Origin of the sequence: Methylobacterium segetis, assembly GCF_004348265.1 — a bacterium.
GTDB lineage: Bacteria > Pseudomonadota > Alphaproteobacteria > Rhizobiales > Beijerinckiaceae > Methylobacterium > Methylobacterium segetis.
This window is the reverse complement of sequence record NZ_SMNT01000058.1, coordinates 1-16,977: the sequence shown is the minus strand read 5'-3', so window position 1 is coordinate 16,977 and position 16,977 is coordinate 1. Positions and strand designations below refer to the sequence as shown.

General features: G+C 70.6%; 13 protein-coding genes. 1 reads left to right on the top strand and 12 read right to left on the bottom strand.

Going from position 1 to position 16,977, the window contains the following annotated elements:
- Positions 1 to 79: 79 nt before the first annotated feature.
- Positions 80 to 832 carry a hypothetical protein gene (locus tag E1J50_RS15775; RefSeq protein ID WP_132254795.1) on the bottom strand — a complete coding sequence of 251 codons (753 nt, stop codon included), beginning with the start codon at positions 830 to 832 and terminating at the stop codon, positions 80 to 82.
- 93 nt (positions 833 to 925) lie between these two features.
- Between E1J50_RS15775 and xth the strand changes: the two genes are divergently transcribed.
- Complete coding sequence (gene xth / locus E1J50_RS15770; protein ID WP_132254794.1) at positions 926 to 1,720, top strand: exodeoxyribonuclease III; 795 nt, start codon at positions 926 to 928, stop codon at positions 1,718 to 1,720.
- Positions 1,721 to 1,730: 10 nt separating this feature from the next.
- On the opposite strand, the gene E1J50_RS15765 is transcribed toward xth, so the two are convergent.
- The 11 genes from E1J50_RS15765 to E1J50_RS15715 form a co-directional block, all read right to left on the bottom strand.
- Positions 1,731 to 2,645, bottom strand: coding sequence for a tetratricopeptide repeat protein (locus E1J50_RS15765; protein WP_132254793.1), 915 nt, complete (start codon positions 2,643 to 2,645; stop codon positions 1,731 to 1,733).
- Positions 2,632 to 4,362 (bottom strand): dihydroxy-acid dehydratase, encoded by a 1,731-nt coding sequence (gene ilvD / locus E1J50_RS15760; protein ID WP_132254792.1) that lies wholly within the window; start codon positions 4,360 to 4,362, stop codon positions 2,632 to 2,634. The genes E1J50_RS15765 and ilvD overlap by 14 nt, the downstream gene beginning before the upstream one ends.
- A gap of 484 nt (positions 4,363 to 4,846) precedes the next feature.
- Positions 4,847 to 5,626: an ethanolamine ammonia-lyase subunit EutC gene (gene eutC, locus E1J50_RS15755; protein WP_132254791.1), complete on the bottom strand. Its 780-nt coding sequence runs from the start codon at positions 5,624 to 5,626 to the stop codon at positions 4,847 to 4,849.
- Positions 5,623 to 7,005, bottom strand: a complete 1,383-nt coding sequence (locus tag E1J50_RS15750; RefSeq protein ID WP_132254790.1) for an ethanolamine ammonia-lyase subunit EutB — start codon at positions 7,003 to 7,005, stop codon at positions 5,623 to 5,625. Before E1J50_RS15750 ends, eutC begins: the two co-directional genes overlap by 4 nt.
- A gap of 94 nt (positions 7,006 to 7,099) precedes the next feature.
- On the bottom strand, positions 7,100 to 7,960 hold the full coding sequence (locus E1J50_RS15745) for a transglutaminase-like domain-containing protein (RefSeq protein ID WP_132254789.1): 861 nt from the start codon (positions 7,958 to 7,960) through the stop codon (positions 7,100 to 7,102).
- A 103-nt stretch (positions 7,961 to 8,063) separates the two neighbouring features.
- Complete coding sequence (locus tag E1J50_RS15740; RefSeq protein ID WP_132254788.1) at positions 8,064 to 8,657, bottom strand: LutC/YkgG family protein; 594 nt, start codon at positions 8,655 to 8,657, stop codon at positions 8,064 to 8,066.
- Positions 8,654 to 10,264: a lactate utilization protein B gene (locus tag E1J50_RS15735; RefSeq protein WP_132254787.1), complete on the bottom strand. Its 1,611-nt coding sequence runs from the start codon at positions 10,262 to 10,264 to the stop codon at positions 8,654 to 8,656. Before E1J50_RS15735 ends, E1J50_RS15740 begins: the two co-directional genes overlap by 4 nt.
- A complete protein-coding gene (locus E1J50_RS15730) occupies positions 10,261 to 11,004 on the bottom strand; it encodes a (Fe-S)-binding protein (RefSeq protein WP_132254786.1) in 744 nt (247 codons plus the stop codon). Before E1J50_RS15730 ends, E1J50_RS15735 begins: the two co-directional genes overlap by 4 nt.
- A gap of 159 nt (positions 11,005 to 11,163) precedes the next feature.
- A complete protein-coding gene (gene poxB / locus E1J50_RS15725) occupies positions 11,164 to 12,897 on the bottom strand; it encodes a ubiquinone-dependent pyruvate dehydrogenase (protein ID WP_132254785.1) in 1,734 nt (577 codons plus the stop codon).
- 87 nt (positions 12,898 to 12,984) lie between these two features.
- Positions 12,985 to 13,584 carry a cysteine hydrolase family protein gene (locus tag E1J50_RS15720; protein WP_132254784.1) on the bottom strand — a complete coding sequence of 200 codons (600 nt, stop codon included), beginning with the start codon at positions 13,582 to 13,584 and terminating at the stop codon, positions 12,985 to 12,987.
- 62 nt (positions 13,585 to 13,646) lie between these two features.
- Positions 13,647 to 16,802, bottom strand: a complete 3,156-nt coding sequence (locus E1J50_RS15715) for a glycosyltransferase (RefSeq protein WP_132254783.1) — start codon at positions 16,800 to 16,802, stop codon at positions 13,647 to 13,649.
- Between the last annotated feature and the right edge of the window lie 175 nt (positions 16,803 to 16,977).

Here is a 16,977-nt window from a genome sequence, read left to right as displayed (position 1 = left end):
CGCGGCCCCGCCGATCCGCGCGGCGGGCACTTCTGCAACGATTTCCGGAGGGGCGCAAGGAACGGGCCGCGCCGCAGGGTCACCTCGCCCGCGCCTGCGCCGCGCGGAAGCGGAGCGCCGTCAGGATCAGCGCGTAGAGCACGCCCGCATTGAGGAGGTGCCAGAGGAAATGCGTGCCGTGCGGCAGGCTCGCGCAGGCCGCCCGGTCGAGCGTCCGGAAGGCGAGCGACGCGAGGAAGAGGGCCGCGACCGCGAGGATCCGCCGTCCCGCCTCCCGGCGATGCGGGACGGCGCCGGATGCGAGCAGCGCCGCGCCGACACCCAGGAGGGCGAGAAGGGCCGGCACATAGTCGATCGACCCGTTCGTGGCCGCCCCGAGATCCCGACCGGCCAGAAGGCTCAGCACCGGCTCCAGGGCGAGGCTCGCGCCGGCGAAGCAGAGCGTCGCCGTGGTCGCCCCCGCGATGCCGAGGCCGAGGAAGCGGCGCATGGCGAGGAGGAAGTAGGCGTAGATGAACAGCGCGATCGGGATCACGTCCGCGAGCATCGACCAGCGCAGCGCCAGGGTGTGGAACAGGAACGACCCCGCCCCGACGCAGGCCGCGAGGATCGCGAGGGCGAGCGCGGGCGGGTCGACGATGCCGGGGGGAATCGCGTGAGGGCTGGACGGGTGACCCGCGCCCGTCCCGACCCCCGCGACGGCGCGCCAGCCCGCCAGCGCCGCCGCGATCAGGAACGCGGCGTTCGTCGCGGCGTTGAGCGGCTCCGCCCAGAAGCCGGGATCCGTGCGCTCGCAATAGGCCCGGATCGGCTCGAACCACGCTCCCGCCATCCCCCCTCCGTCCCGTCCCGATTGCGGCCCCCCGCCTTGTCAGGCCGGCGCGAAGGCCCGATGACGGTCGCGCCTCCTCGGGATACGAAGTCCATGCGGATCACCACCTGGAACGTCAATTCGATCAAGCAGCGGGTCGGCCATCTCCTCGCCTTCCTCGACGAGGCGAAGCCCGACGTCGTCTGCCTGCAGGAATTGAAGTGCCAGGACGAGGCCTTCCCCCGCTCCGAGATCGAGGCGGCGGGCTACGCGGTCGAGACGCACGGCCAGAAGGCCTATAACGGCGTCGCGCTGCTCGTACGGGCGCCGCTCGGCCTGAGCGAGGTGCGCCGCGGCCTGCCGGGGGACGCGGAGGACGAGCAGGCCCGCTACATCGAGGGGGTCGTCGCGGCCGAGGGCGTGGCGCCCGTGCGCGTGGCCTCGATCTACCTGCCGAACGGCAACCCGGTGGCGAGCGCGAAATACCCCTACAAGCTCGCCTTCCTGGAGCGGCTGCGCCGCCATGCGCGCGGGCTGATGCAGGCGGAGACGGCCCTCGTGCTCGCGGGAGACTACAACGTCATCCCGGATCCCGAGGATGCGGCGGACCCGGCCGCCTGGGCCAACGATGCCCTGTTCCTGCCCCAGTCCCGCGCCGCCTTCCGGATGCTCCTCGCCGAGGGGCTGACCGACGCCCTGCGGGCCTGCGACCCCCGGGCCGGGCTCTACACGTTCTGGGACTATCAGGCGGGCAGCTGGCCGCGGAATTTCGGCATCCGCATCGACCATCTGCTCCTCTCCCCGCAAGGGGCGGACCGGCTGGTCTCGGCCTCGGTGCAGAAGCACCTGCGCGGCCTCGACAAGCCCTCCGACCACGTGCCGGTGACGGTGGAGCTGTCGGACGGGTGAGCGGCGCCGCTCAGCGGCGGCGCCGGCCTGTTCCCGAGGTCTGGGCCTCGTTCTGGGCCAGGGCCCGATCGTCCTCGTTCGCCGCCGCCCAGTTCTTCTCGTAGAGCGAGACGATCCAGTCGTCCTTGCGCCCCTCCGCGCCCTGGCGGGCGAGCGAGAGCCACATCAGGCCGCGCGCCCGCTGCACCGGCACGCCGCCGAGCCCGTTGACGAGGAGGTCGCCGAGCAGCGCCTGAGCCGGCCGGTGTCCCTTCTCGGCCGCGAGGTTGAACCAGCGGGCGGCCTGGCGCGCGTCGGCCTCGACGCCCGTCCCCTCGAGGTAGAGCCGGGCGAGATTGTACTGCGCGTTCGGGTCCCCGAAATAGGAGGCCGCGTAGTTGAACATGTCGTAGGCCCGCTCCGGGTTCGCGCGCACGTAGGTGCCCTTGATCCCGTCGAGGAAGTAGCTGCCGAGGGCCGTGAAGGCGCTCGCGACCACGCCCGAATTCGGCGCGTCCGGCCCGTCGTCGCTGCTGTCGTCGGCGATCCGTGAGAAGTACTCGAACGCCTTGAGGTCGTCGTGCGGGACGCCGTCCCCGTCCGCGTACATGCGGCCGAGCTTCCAGAGGGCGAGGGCGTGGCCCTGGCCGGCCGCGTATTCGAGGGCGCGGGCGGCGCCTTCCTTGTCGCCCGCATTGTACTCGCGCATCCCGGTGCGCAGCGCGTCCTTGGCCGAGCGATAGCTCTTCTCGGCGACAGGCGTGCGCGCGGCCGCGTCGAGGGCCTCGACGGGCGCCGTCACCGGCAGGGCGAGGAGGAAGAGCAGGCCCGCCAGGGGCACGGCCGCCAACGCTCGCGCGCGCGCGCGCGAGGCGACCGGCCGATCCGGATCGGCCCCGACCGGCCGCGCGAGCGGCCGGCAAAGGTCAGTCCTAGATGTCCGCATAGGTCTGCGTCTCCTTGGCGCCGCCCGGATGGGTGACGGCGCCGTTGACCGCGGCTCCCACGGTCTGCGCGTATTTCCAGAGGTAGCCCGAGGTCGCGGTGTTGCCGCGCGGCGTCCACGACTTGCGGCGCTCGGCGAGTTCCGCGTCCGTGAGCGCCACGTCGAGCGTGCCCTTGATGGCGTCGAGGGTGATGAGGTCGCCGTCCTTCAGGAGGCCGATCGGCCCGCCGACCGCCGCCTCGGGGCCGACATGGCCCACGCAGAAGCCGCGGGTGGCGCCGGAGAAGCGCCCGTCGGTGATGAGCGCGACCTTGTCGCCCATGCCCTGGCCGTAGAGGGCGGCCGTGGTCGAGAGCATCTCGCGCATGCCGGGGCCGCCCTTCGGACCCTCGTAGCGGATCACCAGCACGTCGCCGGGCTGGTAGGTGCGGGTCTGCACGGCCTCGAAGCAGGCTTCCTCGTTGTCGAAGACGCGGGCCGGGCCGGTGAAGACCTGCCGGTCGAGCGGCATGCCCGCGACCTTCACGATGGCGCCCTCGGGGGCGAGGTTGCCCTTCAGGCCGACGACGCCGCCGGTCGGCGTGATCGGGGCGTTGGCGGGGCGGACCACGTCCTGGTCCGGGTTCCAGCCCACCTTCTCCAGGTTCTCGGCCATGGTCCGGCCCGTCACGGTCAGACAGTCGCCGTGCATGAAGCCGTGGTCGAGCAGCGTCTTCATCAGGAGCGGGATGCCGCCGACCTCGAACAGGTCCTTGGCGACGTAGCGCCCGCCGGGCTTGAGGTCCGCGATGTAGGGCGTGCGCCGGAAGATCTCGGCCACGTCGAAGAGCGAGAATTCGATGCCGCATTCGTGCGCGATGGCGGGCAGGTGCAGCGCCGCGTTGGTCGAGCCGCCCGAGGCCGCCACCACGGTGGCGGCGTTCTCCAGCGCCTTGCGGGTGACGATGTCCCGCGGGCGGATGTTCCTGGCGATGAGCTCCATGATCTTCTCGCCGGCCGCGGCGCAGAACTTGTCGCGGATCTCGTAGGGCGCCGGCGCGCCCGCCGAGTAGGGCAGCGCGAGGCCGATCGCCTCGGAGACGGTGGCCATGGTGTTGGCGGTGAACTGCGCGCCGCAGGCGCCGGCCGAGGGACAGGCCACCTGCTCGAGCTCGTCGAGGTCCTCGAGGCTCATGTCGCCGACGGCGTGCTTGCCGACCGCCTCGAACAGGTCCTGCACCGTGACGGGCTTGCCCTTGAAGGTGCCGGGCAGGATCGAGCCGCCGTAGATGAAGATCGACGGCACGTTGAGGCGCACCATCGCCATCATCATGCCGGGCAGCGACTTGTCGCAGCCGGCAAGGCCGACCAAGGCGTCGTAGGAATGGCCGCGGATGGTGAGCTCGACCGAATCCGCGATCACCTCGCGCGACGGCAGCGACGCCCGCATGCCGCTATGGCCCATGGCGATGCCGTCGGTGACGGTGATGGTGCAGAATTCGCGCGGGGTGCCGTTCGCCGCCGCCACGCCCTTCTTCACGGCCTGGGCCTGGCGCATCAACGAGATGTTGCAGGGCGCGGCCTCGTTCCAGCAGGAGGCGACGCCGACGAGGGGCTGATGGATCTGCTCGCGGGTCAGGCCCATCGCGTAGAGGTAGGAGCGGTGCGGCGCCCGCTCGGGCCCCTCCGTGACGTGGCGGCTCGGCAGTTTCGACTTGTCGTTCAAACGCGCGTCCATACCCGTATCTCGCGATCCCGAAATCCCGACCCCGCACCCTTCCGCAACAACGTTCGAGATCGCCCCGCGAACCGCTCGGGGCGGCGCGCGGCGAGGGCTTCTGACGCTCACGGAAAGACCACGGAACGAGACGGTAAATCGTTGTCGGAACTGCCCTTTACCGCCGATCCTGAGGTGGTCCCGGTTTATGGCGGGATCGCGGCGGATGAGGGCGTGTCTCGGGGCAAACTCGGGATGGTTTTACGGTGTTGCGACCCCGCCACAGCCACGCTTCGCGGCCGATGCCGGGGGGCGGTGGCGGGCCGCTCGCGCGAGCCTCGGGCAGCCGCGGGACGGTATCCCGGACGCGCTCTCCGGTCGGTAAGGCGATGATCGCGATCTACGTCTGCCGATGCCGAAACGTGATCGCTCGGATGTGCGTTTAGGGGATCCTGACCAGGGGGGCTTGGATGGCGCCGGAACGCTTGGCGGGAGCCGCGCCGTCTCAGCGCGCGGGCAAGGCCGCCGCCGCTTCCGGCCCCTCCAGCGCCCGGTCGCTCTCGTCCTTCAGGCCGATTCCGGTCAGCCCCCGGGCAAGCGCCTGCCCGAGCAGCCAGCTCAGCCGGAAGGCCGCGTCCGCGGGCTGCAGCCCCGCTTCGCGCACGTTCGAGATGCAGTTGCGCTCCGCATCCGACCGGCCGGGCCTCGGGTCGAAGGTCAGGTAGATGCCGAGACTGTCGGGTGAGGACAGGCCCGGCCGTTCGCCGATCAGCACGGCGACCGCCCGCGCCTGGAGCGCCGCGCCGATCGCGTCGCCCAGCGCGACCCGGGCCTGTTCCGCAACGACCACCGGCGCGAGGCGCCAGCCCGCGGCCTCCGCATAGGGCAGGAAGGCGGCGATCAGGCGGGCCGCGTTCTCGTGCACGGCGCGGGCCGAGAGCCCGTCCGCCACGACGAGGGCGAGGTCGGCGGGCGGGCCCGCCGCGGCAGCGAGGGCGGACGCCCCCTCCTCCGACAGGCGCCTTCCGTAATCCGGCCGGCGCAGGTAGGTCGCGCGGTCCGGCGCTCGCGAGGCGACCGTCAGGGTCCGCAATCCGAGGGCCGCGATGGCGTCCGCCACGGCGGCGGCCTCCATCGGCGCGTGGACCGCATCGCGCGCCTGGGCATGGGCGAGGCCGAAGCGCAGCACCTCCCGCGTCGGCAACCCGTTGCCGGCCCGCCCGAGGCCGATCCGGGCGGGGGTGAGCGCCGAGAGGCGGGTCCAGAGATCGTCGGGTCGGCTCATGAAGCGAGCCCGGGCGCTGCCGCGAGGAGCCTCGGGGTCCCGTCTCCGGGCAGCAGCGATCCCGTCGCGTCCGCGAGCCCGATCCGGGCGAGCCAGGCCTCGAATTCGGGCGCGCGGCGCAGCCCCAGCACCTCGCGCAGGTAGAGCGCGTCGTGGAAGGAGGTGGACTGATAGTTCAGCATGACGTCGTCGGCGCCGGGCACGCCCATGATGTAGGTGCAGCCGGCCGCCCCGAGCAGCGTCAGGAGCGTGTCCATGTCGTCCTGGTCGGCCTCGGCGTGGTTCGTGTAGCAGATGTCGACGCCGAGCGGCACGCCCATCAGTTTGCCGCAGAAATGGTCTTCCAGGGCCGCCCGGATGATCTCCTTGCCGTCGTAGAGGTATTCGGGCCCGATGAAGCCCACCACCGTGTTGACGAGGAGCGGCTCGTAGGCGCGCGCCACCGCGTAGGCCCGGGCCTCCAGGGTCTGCTGGTCGATGCCGTGATGGGCGTCCGCCGACAGCGCCGAGCCCTGGCCCGTCTCGAAATACATCACGTTCTGCCCAAGCGTGCCGCGCCTCAGCGCGACGGCCGCCTCGCGGGCCTCCTTCAGGAGCGCCAGGGTGACGCCGAAGCTCGCATTGGCCGCTTGCGTGCCCGCGATCGACTGGAACGGCAGGTCGACCGGCCAACCCCGGTTCATCGCCTCGATCGTCGTCGTGATGTGGGTGAGCACGCATCCCTGCGTCGGGATGTCGAGGCGCCGGATCACGTCGTCCAGGAGGTGCAGGAGCCGACCCAGCGCCTGGAGCGAGTCCGAGGCCGGATTGATGCCGATCACGGCGTCGCCGCAGCCGAGGCTGAGCCCGTCGAGGATCGAGGCCGTGATGCCGGCCGGGTCGTCGGTCGGGTGGTTCGGCTGCAGCCGGGCCGCGAGCGTTCCGGGCAGGCCGATCGTGTTGCGGAAGCGCGTGACGATGCGGGCCTTGCGGGCGACCAGGATCAGGTCCTGGTTGCGCATGATCTTCGAGACGGCCGCCGCAATCTCGGGCGTGACCGACGGCGCGATCCGCGTCAGCGTCTCGGGCAGGGCACCGAGCAGGAACTCGCGGAAATCACCGACGGTCAGATGCGCGATCTCGGAAAATGCCTTGGCCTCATGAGTGTCGAGGATGAGCCGGGTGACGTCGTCTTCCTCGTAGGGGATCAGCGGCCGGGCGAGGATCTCCGAGAGGGGCACCTCGGCGAGGCACCAGCGGGCGGCCACGCATTCCTCGGCCGATTCGGCGGCGATGCCGGCAAGCCGGTCGCCGGACCGCGGCGGCGTCGCCTTGGCCATCAAGGTCGCGAGATCGGCGAAGGCCCAGGTCCGTGGTCCGACGATGTGGCGATAGGCCATCCCGCGAGGTCTTCCGGCTCGGTCACGACAGGCAGAGGATGCGCGACGGCGCGGTTATGTCAAAGCGCAGGCGATCCCGTGATCCCGGGAGAGGTCAGGCCGCGCCCGCATGCGGGGCGGGCTCCTCCGTCGAGATCGCCTCGACCGTGCGCTGGCCCGTCTCGTCCCGCCCGTCCGCACGGTCGATGCGGATCTGCATGCCTTTGGGCTGCATGTTGCCGTAGGGCGTCGAGAAGGCGATCTCGGCCGCATCGCGGCCGACGCCGATGCGCACGAGGCCGTCGAGGTTCGCCTGCCGCGTCGCGTCGAACAACCACCAGCGTCCGTCGAGATAGGCCTCGAAGACGGCGTGGAAGTCGCAGGGCACGAGGCCGTAGGCGTAGCAGGAGACGAAGCGGGCCGGGATGCCGAGCGCCCGGCAGAAGGCGGTGCCGAGATGGGCGAAATCCCGGCAGACGCCGGCACGGGCGAGCAGGGTCTCGTCGGCGGTGGTCTCCTCGTCGCTCGCGCCGCGCACGTAGGCGATGTGGTCGTGGATCCAATTGCAGATCGCGTTCACCCGCTGATGCCCCTTGGGCAGGCTGCCGAACTCGGCCTGCGCGAAGGGGGTGAGCCGGTCGGAGGAGACGAAGCGGCTCGGCAGCAGGAAGGGGAGGATGTCGAGCGGGAGCGCGGCGAGCGGCGTCTCGTCGATCCCGGCCGGGTCCGCCCGGGTCACGGTGAGGTCGACCTCGGCATTGTACTCGAGCGAGAACGCCCCGGTCGGCACGGTCACGCCGAGATAGCGGTTCTGGAAGTCGGGCGAGACGTAGATGCGCCGCGCGAGGTCCGGCGAGAGGGTCAGGCTCTCGCTGACGATGTGAAGGCTCTTCAGCCGCGCCACCTCGAGATTGAAGATGAACAGCGTGTCCGAGAGGATCTCGTAGGAGAGGCTGCAGCCCAGGGTGTAGCGCACCGGCGGCTCCTTGCGCGGGGGGACGACAGGCCCGGTGCAAGGACCGCGCCCGGCGATTCTGGGGATCGAGCAAGCCCTCCCCGAATGTCGGGCGCAGGTGTCCTCAAGTCCGGGGCATCAGCACCACGGTCAGCGAGCGCACGCCCTGCGCCCCGTGAATCAGCACTCCCTCGATGTCGGCGGTGGCCGAGGGGCCCGTGTGCAGCACGGCATAGGCCGCTCCCGCGAAATCCGGTCGCCGGTAGGCCGCCTGAATGTTGACGAGGATGTCCTGGGGATCGAGCAGCACGATCAGGTGCTGGGCTAGGTAGGCCACCGCGTTGACCCGCAATTCGTCCTGCGTGAACAGCACCGAGCCCGTCTCCGCGACGCCGAAGACCGCGCGCACCACCGCGACGTCGACATCGGCGAGGTCGGCCGGGTTCTCCACCTGCGCGAGATCCCGGTTCCCCTGCACCTCCGGCACAGCCGAGGCCACGACCCTGGCGGCGGCGAGGCGCTCGCGCACCGGCGCCAGCGGATCACGGCCGGGCTCGGCCTCGGCGACGCGCCCGCCCATGCGTTTCAGGCGGTCCGCGAACTCGGCGACGAGATCCGGGCCGACGAGGGGCGCGAAATCCGGCAGGGACGGCAGGGGATAGGCGCCCGCGGGGCGGTTCTGCCGGATCGCCCCGAGGATCGCCTCGCGCGAGCTCACGCTTCGCCTCCCGTCTTGTCCGCCTTCATGCGGTTCTGCCGGTACCAGGCGTGGAAGCTCTGGCGCGGGGTGTGGGGCATCTCGCGTCCCCTCCCCCAGGTGTTGACCGGGTTGTAGACGGCGAAGCGCGGCAACACCCGCAAGGCCGAATCCGCCGCGCCGATCGCGGCCCGGTAGGCGGCCGGGCGGCTCAGCACTTGGCCCGCGGCCTTCATCATGCCCTTCTTGACGAGCGGGATCTCGTGTTCCTCGGCCAGCACCTTGCGCCACGCGAAGATCTGCTCGTGGATGTTGATCTTCACCGGGCAGACGTTGGTGCAGGAGCCGTTCATCGTCGAGGAGAAGGGCAGCGTCGAGTATTTCCGCTTGTTGAAGGTCGGGTCGATGATGAGCCCGATCGGTCCCGAATAGGTCGCCCCGTAGGAGAGGCCGCCCGAGCGCCGGTAGACCGGGCAGGTGTTCATGCAGGCCCCGCAGCGGATGCATTTCAGCGAGGTCCAGAACTCCTCCATCCCGAGGCGGGCCGAGCGGCCGTTGTCGACGAGCACCATGTGCATCTCGGTGCCCTTGCGGGGCCCGCGGAAATGCGAGGTGTACTGGGTGATCGGCGAGCCCAGAGCGGAGCGGGAGAGCAGCCGGATGAACACGCCGAGATGCTCGATCCGCGGGATCAGCTTCTCGATGCCGATCGAGTGGATCTGCAGCTTCGGCACGTTGCCCGAGAGGTCGGCGTTGCCCTCGTTGGTGCAGGTCACCACCGTGCCGGTCTCGGCGATCGCGAAGTTGCAGCCGGTCATCCCGGCATCGGCCGTGAGGATGTGCGGGCGTGTCGTCTCGCGCTGGCTCTCGGCGAGATAGTGGATGTCGTCGTTCTCGGGATCGGTGCCGAGCGTCCGGGCGAAGACCTCCGCCACGTCGAGGCGGGTCTTGTGGACGGCCGGGCAGACGACGTGGCTCGGGTCCTCGTTGTCGAGCTGCTGGATGCGCTCGCCGAGGTCGGTCTCGATGATCTCGATGCCCTGTGCGGCCATGTAGTGCCGAAAGCCGCATTCCTCCGTGAGCATCGACTTGGACTTGATGAGCGTCCTCGCACCGTGGTCCTTCAGGATGCCGTGGACGATGCGGTTATGCTCCGCGCCATCCGCCGCCCAGTGGACGTGGACGCCGTTCGCCTTGGCATTGGCCTCGAACTCCTCGAGGTAGCGGTCGAGGTTCGAGAGGGTGTGCGCCTTGATCTGCGAGGCGAGCTCGCGCAGCGCCTCCCATTCGGGGATGCCGTGGGCGACCGTGTCGCGCTTCTTGCGCAGGTCCCACAGGCGCTCGTCGTGGGCCTTGAGGTGCAGGGGCGCCGCGATGAAGCGCTCGGCGGCCTCCGCCTGATCGATCGGCCGGTTGCCCTTGACCTTGGCGCCCCGCGGCTGCGGCTCGCGGGTGCGGGCCGCCTTGGGCGCTGCGCTGATCGGCTGGGAAGCGGCTTCCGCGTGCTGCAGCCGGCCGCCATCCTGGCCGCGCTCGCTCTCGTCGGAGGGCTGGCGGACGTCCGGATGGATCAGGCCGCCGCGCTGGCTCGCGCCGTCATGGACGCGAAGGTCGTCTGGCTCGCTCATGCGGCGGCTCCGTTCAGGACCTGGGCGATGTGGATGAACCTGAGCGGCACGCCGAGGCGCTCGGCGCAGCCCTTCTGGTGCATCATGCAGGAGGAATCGGCCGAGACGACGTATTCCGCGCCGGCCCGGGCGTGGTCGCTCACCTTGTCGTATCCCATCTTGGCCGACACGGCGGGCTCGAACACCGAGAAGGTGCCGCCGAAGCCGCAGCACTCGTCCGGCCGCGCGATCTCGACAACCTCCAAGCCCTTCACCTTGGCGAGGAGATCGAGCGGCTTCGAGAAGAAGGGTGCGTTGATCTCGCTGGGGCGGGCGTGGCCGATGCCGCGGAGCGCGTTGCAATTCGAGTGGTAGCTGACCTTGTGCGGGAATTCCGCCCAGGGAAACGCCTCGACCTTGAGCACGTCGTGCAGGAACTCGACGAGTTCGTAGGTGTTCGCCCGGACGTGCCGAACCTCGTCCGTCTGCGGGATCGCGGTGAGGTGGGCGCGGACCTGATGGGCGCAGCTGCCCGAGGGCACGACGATGTGGTCGAAGCCGGAAAAATTCCTCACGAACAGCGCTTCGGTCGCTGCCGCCTCGGCGTGGCAGCCGGTATTCGTCATCGGCTGGCCGCAGCAGGTCTGGTCGTAGGGGTACTCGACGTCGAGGCCGAGGCGCTCCAAGAGCTCGAGCGTCGCGATGCCGACCTCCGGCTCGAAGGCATCGACGTAGCACGGCACGAACAGTCCGATGCGCATGGGAGCGTCTCACCGCTGTCCGGCGGAACGGAATCGCGCCAGACTGGAACTCTTCAAAGGTCAGGCTGTGGGTCTACGCAGAACGCGGCGCTTCTGCCACCCCAAACCGCCCCGACCGATGAGAGGCGGCACCGATCGTAACGCCGCGGGCATTGCTGCTCAGCGGATGAGGTTCGTCTTGGCGAGGTCGAGGACCGCATCGCCCCGCCCGCTCATGACCGCCCGCAGCACGTAGAGGCTGAAGCCCTTGACCTGCTGGCCGTCGATCTTGGGCGGGATCGAGAGTTCCTGCCGGTTGACCACGACGTCGAGAAGCGCCGGGCCCTCATGGGCGAAGATCTCGGAGGCGGCACCCTCCAGTTCGCCCGGATCCTCGACGCGGACGCCGTGGATGCCCGCGGCGCGGGCGAGGCTCGCGAAATCCGGGTTCTCGAGTTCGACCCCGGTCTCCAGGTAGCCCGCGGCCTTCATCTCCATCTCGACGAAACCGAGTGAGCCGTTGTTGAAGACGACGATCTTCACCGGCAGCTTCTCCTGCCGCAGCGTCAGCAAGTCGCCCATCAGCATGGCGAACCCGCCGTCCCCGGAGAGGGAGACGACCTGGCGCTTGCGGTTCGCGGCCTGTGCGCCGAGCCCCTGCGCCATGGCGTTCGCCATCGAGCCGTGCACCCAGGAGCCGAGGAGCCGGCGTCGCCCATTCATCCGGAGGTAGCGAGCGGCCCAGATCGTCGGCGTACCGACATCCGCCGTGAAGATCGCGTCCTCGGCGGCCGCGTCGCTCACCACCTTGGCGAGGTACTGCGGGTGGATGGGCTTGCGGCCGGGCTTGCCGGTCGCGAGCTCGTCGAGCCCCTCCCGCGCCTTGGCGTAGTGCTTCAGGCTCGCGTCCAGGTAGCTCCGGTCGCTCTTCACCTGCAGCTTCGGCAGGAGCGCCTCGATCGTCGCGGCGACGTCGCCGACGACGCCGAGATCGAGCCGGCAGCGCCGGCCGAGCTGCTGCGGCCGCAGGTCGACCTGCGCGACCTTGGCGCCGCTCGGATAGAATTGCTTGTAGGGGAAGTCGCTGCCCAGCATCAGCAGGGTCTCGCAGGCATGCATCGCGGCGTAGCCCGACGAGAAGCCGATCAGGCCCGTCATGCCGACGTCGTAGGGGTTGTCGTACTCGACGAATTCCTTGCCGCCGAGCGCGTGCACGATCGGACTCTTGAGTGTCTCGGCGAGGCGAAGAAGCTCCGCATGCGCCCCGGCGCAGCCGCGCCCGCAGAGCAGCGTGATCCGCTTCGAGCCGTTGAGGAGGTCGGCGAGCGCGTCGAGCTCCGCCTCGGCCGGCCGCACGACCGGCGTCGGCGGGATGAGGCCGCGGATGGGTCCGACCGCGCGGACGGGCGCATCCTTCACCGCGACGTCGCCGGGGATGATGACGACGGCCACGCCCCTCTGGCCGATGGCGGCCCGCAGGGCATTCTCGAGCACGAAGGGAAGCTGCGAAGGGTCGGAGACCGTCTCGCAGTAATGCGAGCACTCGCGGAACAGGTGCTTCGGGTCCGTCTCCTGGAAATAGCCGGAGCCGATCTCGGACGAGGGGATGTGAGCCGCGATGGCGAGCACCGGCGTGCGCGTCCGATGGCAATCGTAGAGGCCGTTGATCAGGTGGACGTGGCCCGGCCCGCAGGACCCCGCGCAGACCGCGAGCCCGCCCGTGATCTGACTCTCGGCTCCCGCCGCGAAGGCGCCGGCCTCCTCGTGCCGGACGTGGATCCATTCGATCCGGCCGCGCGAGCGGATCGCCTCCGTGATCGCGTTGAGGCTGTCGCCGACGACGCCGTAAATGCGAGCGACGCCGATCTCCTGAAGGGTCTCGACGACGAGATCGGCGACGTTGTGGATGGTCATGGCCCGGTTCCCGGCTCGGCATGCGCTCCTGTCCGAACCGATGAAGCGGAGCCGTGTTCCGCTGCGTTGCGGAAGGTGCGTGGGCGCTCAGTCCTTCAGGTCGGCGGCGCGCGGCGCCACGACCGCGAAGAGGTCGGCGAGGGCGGCGAGGCTCGCGGATTGGAGCTGCGCCGCGGGCACGATGCTGCCGTCGGGCGCTGGCAGATCCCGCGTCGCGGTGGCGGCCGCCACCACGGTCGGGCGGAAGCCCAGGTTGAAGGCGCTGCGGGCGGTCGAATTCACACACATATGCGTCATGAACCCCGCCAGCACCACGTCCTTCACGCCCGCAGCCTCCAGCCGAGCCTGGAGGTCGGTGCCGACGAACGAACTCGGATAGGATTTGGTGATCACGGGTTCGTCGCCCTGGGGCGCGACCTCGTCGCTGATCTGGCCGATCGGCGCCGTCACGTCGTAGGGCGAGCCCAGTCCCGCATCGTGGCGGACGTGGATGACCGGGATGCCGGCCGCCCGAGCCCGGTCCAGGAGTTCCCGCGCTTCGCGGACGGCCGCCTCGACGCCGTCGAGCCGCATCACCCCCTCGCGGTAGGTGTTCTGGAGGTCGATCATCAAGAGGGCCGAGCCCTTCAGGGTGCCGGGGCTCGAGCCCAGCCCCGAGAGGTCGCGCAGGGTTTTCAGGTCGGTCATACGGGCGTTCCTCTCGCGAAGCGGGTGCGGTCCGGCAGAGGAGGCGGTTTTCGGCTCCCGCGTCAATGCGACCTTCGTCCGTCGGAAACCCCGAGGATCTCGGCCACATCGCTCTGCGTGACCGCTTCGCCGGCGTGGGCATAGTCGGCGAGGGTCAGCGGCGCTCGCCGCGCAGGCGCGTGGGGCTGCACGCTCGCGAGGCGCCCCCGGGCGGCGAGGAGATGAGCCAGAAGCTCGTGCGGATCGCTCGTCGGCGGGATCAGGAAGCCGCCGCCCTCCGCGCGGATCCGCTCCGCCGGCGCACCGAAATCGAAGGCCGCCACCGGATAGCCCGCCTCCCAGACCTCGGAGAGGACGTAGGAGTAGGTTTCCGGCCAGACGCTCGGCAGGAGCACGAAATCCGGCCCGATGGCCGTCAGGCGCGCCTGCAATTCGGAGGGCCGGTAGCGCCCCGAGACCGCAGCGTTGCCGTGCCGGATGAAGCGCGCGTCGTCGGCGGTGATGCCGACGACAGTGACGTGCAGCGGCGCCCGCTCCAGCGCCGCCTGCTGGACCGTGCGCAGGAGCAGGTTGTAGCCCTTGTGCCAGCCGATGGCGCCGACCACCGCGAGCGTGAGGGCCCGGGCGCCCTCGGCGCGCCGACCGATCACCCGGGTGGATCCCTTCGGCTCTGGCTCCGGGTGCGGCAGGGCCGTTACCGATTGCAGGCCGAAGCGGCGGACGTAGCGCGCGGCGGTGTCGCGGGAGGGCGCGATCAGGCGACGGGCCCCGCGCAGGATCCCGGCGTTGAACCTGAGCCACGTCGCGAGGTCGTCCTCGATGAGCGCCGATTGATCGCCGAAACTGTAGGGTACGCCACCCGTGACGCAGATCTGGCAGACCTGGGGAGGCGGTTCACCGCAGTAGAAGTCGCGCCCGTCGATCAGGTGCACGCGCGGGCAGAACCACTGAAAGTCGTGGAGCATGACGTCGTAGGGGCGCGACGCCACCAGCGAGCGCAGGAGGCCGCTGTCGAAATTGAGCCGGGAGTTGATGTGCAACTCGATGGCGACGCCGGCCGCCTCGATGCCCGTCAGGAAATCCTCGACCTGTGCCGTCCCGAGCGTGAGGGCGAATCCGTCCTCGTCGAAGCGGATCTCCAGGCGCGGATCCTCACCCTCGTCGTCGAGAGGGGCGAGAACGGCCAGCGCGTGACGCGGATCGCGGGACAGGCCGTGCATGTCCCTGACGTAGCGCTCGGTGCCGCCGCCCCGCCCGTGGCTGACATGCAGGGTCAGCCGATCGAAGCGGCCCGCAAGCAGCCGCAGCGCCACGGCGATCCGCGTCCGTGCGAGCGGGTCGGCCTTCACGAAGGCTTCGACCTCGGGAACGTATTCCGGGTAGAGCGCCTCCAGCCGGGCATGGTTCGTGGCCAGGATCTCGAGCCGCTTGGCGGGGCCGAAGGAGACGGAGCCCTCGTGCACGACGTAGGCGTCGGGGGCAGCGAGGTGGATCCAGCCGAGATCGCGGGCCGTGAGGCACCAATCGACCTCCTCGCAATAGCCGCGTCCCCAATCGGGCGAGAAGCTCCCGACCTCGTCGAGGGCCGCCCGGTTCAGGTGCATGCAGAAGCCGACGCCGGTCGGGAGCTCGACCGGCGGCGCCCCCGTCTCCGCGAAGGCCCGGTCGATTTCCGCAACGTCGAGCCCGAAGGCCGGCGGGTTGACGGCCGTGACGCTCGGGAAGCTCAGGATCGTGGCGTTGTTCGACAGGGGCGTGACGCTGGCGATGCCGGGCCGTGCGTGGCAGTGCCGCGAAAGCCGCTCGACGACGCCGGGCGGCAGGATCGTGTCGGCATTGACGAGGAGAGCGTCCTCGCCCGGGTCCAGCAGCGAGAAGCCGCGATTGACCGTCGCGATGAAGCCGAGGTTCTGCGGGTTCTCGAGGATCGTCAGGCCCGGATGGGCCGCCGCCGCGACCTCCGCGAGATAGGCGCCGACGGCCGCGTCCGGCGAGCCGTCGTTGATCACGAGCGCCCGGATCCGGCCCGGCCGCAAGTGCGGGATCAGCGAGGCGAGGCAGAGTTTCAGGTCGGCGAGCCCGTTATAGGCGGGCACGATGGCACAGACCGGCGGAGGGGTTGCAGGGGCGAGGCTCCGCGGAGCCGGCGGCGCCGCGTCGCGCCGCTCGGCCATCAGGACCTCCGGGTCTGCCCGCTCCACCTCGACGATCTTCGCGCGGACCGCACGCCGGGTCTCCAGCGTGGTCTCGGGCAGGGGCTCGGACAGGAGCGCCGCGCGCGCTTCGGCCCGCCGTTCGGCGATCCGCGCGGCGAGCGTCCGCGTCGCGAAGCGGGCGATGCGCACGCCCCCGTCCTTCGGCCCTGCGATGAGGTCGAGGTCTCCGTCGATCTCGAGGTCGTAGAACGCGAAACCGGTCGCGTCGCGCCCGTGCGCGGCCTTCAGGTCCGGCCGAAAATGGGTCGCGACCTCGGCCAGGGTGTCGTCACCGGAGACGAGCCGCATCGAGGTCGGGGCATCCAGGGAGGCCGCATCGAAGAACCACCCCGCGACGCGGTTCGGGCTCGCGGCGTCGATGTGGAACTTGGGCTTGGCCGCCCATGGGCCGAACTCGATCGTGGTGTCGGCGACGCGGACGGAGAGATGATGCGGCACACCGTCGAGAGCCGCGGGCGGCACCGGCAGCCGGAACCCGTTCCAGCCGCCCCACACGCCGCCGAACATCAGCTCTCGCCGGAATTGGTCCGGGGACGTCGCCCCATCCTCGACCCCATCGACGAGGAGCCGGACGAGAGGGGGCGGCTCCCCTCCTCGTGGCGCGAAGAGCGGGGAGATCCACCCTTCGACCGCGTAGTTGCGCACGCCGTCGATGCGGCCGGCATAGCGGCCGGGACCGACCTCGAAGTGGCGGCGGAGCGTGCGGGCGCCGATCGCGACGCTCACCGTGAGCGTGCTGTGGCCGGCAAGAAGAGCAGGATCGAAGAGTGCGTGCGCGTAGCGGGTGCCCCCGAGCGTGAGCGTGCGCCCCGTCGGTAACGTGCGGGTCGGTTCTCCCGGCGCGCGCAGCGACACCCGGACCTCCGCATTCGGCGAAGCGGCCGGCATGCCGACCAGCACGCCGCTGCCGTAGAGGGTGAACCACGGGCGTGCGGCGGAGCGCGCCGCGAGCCACCGCTGCCCGCCCGTCGCGAGGCTCCTCAGATTCTTGACGAGACGCAATGCCCTTGTCCGACCCGTGAACGCCGACTTCCAGGCGCGGCTTAGCGGCTTTTCAACCGGGGGTGAACCGGCGCCGTCGGCTCAGGCCGCGCGTCCATCGGCTTCCGGGCCATCGGACGCGACCCGCATGGCGCGCCGGCTGCGGTTGAGGACCCGTTTCAACAGGCCGCCGAGG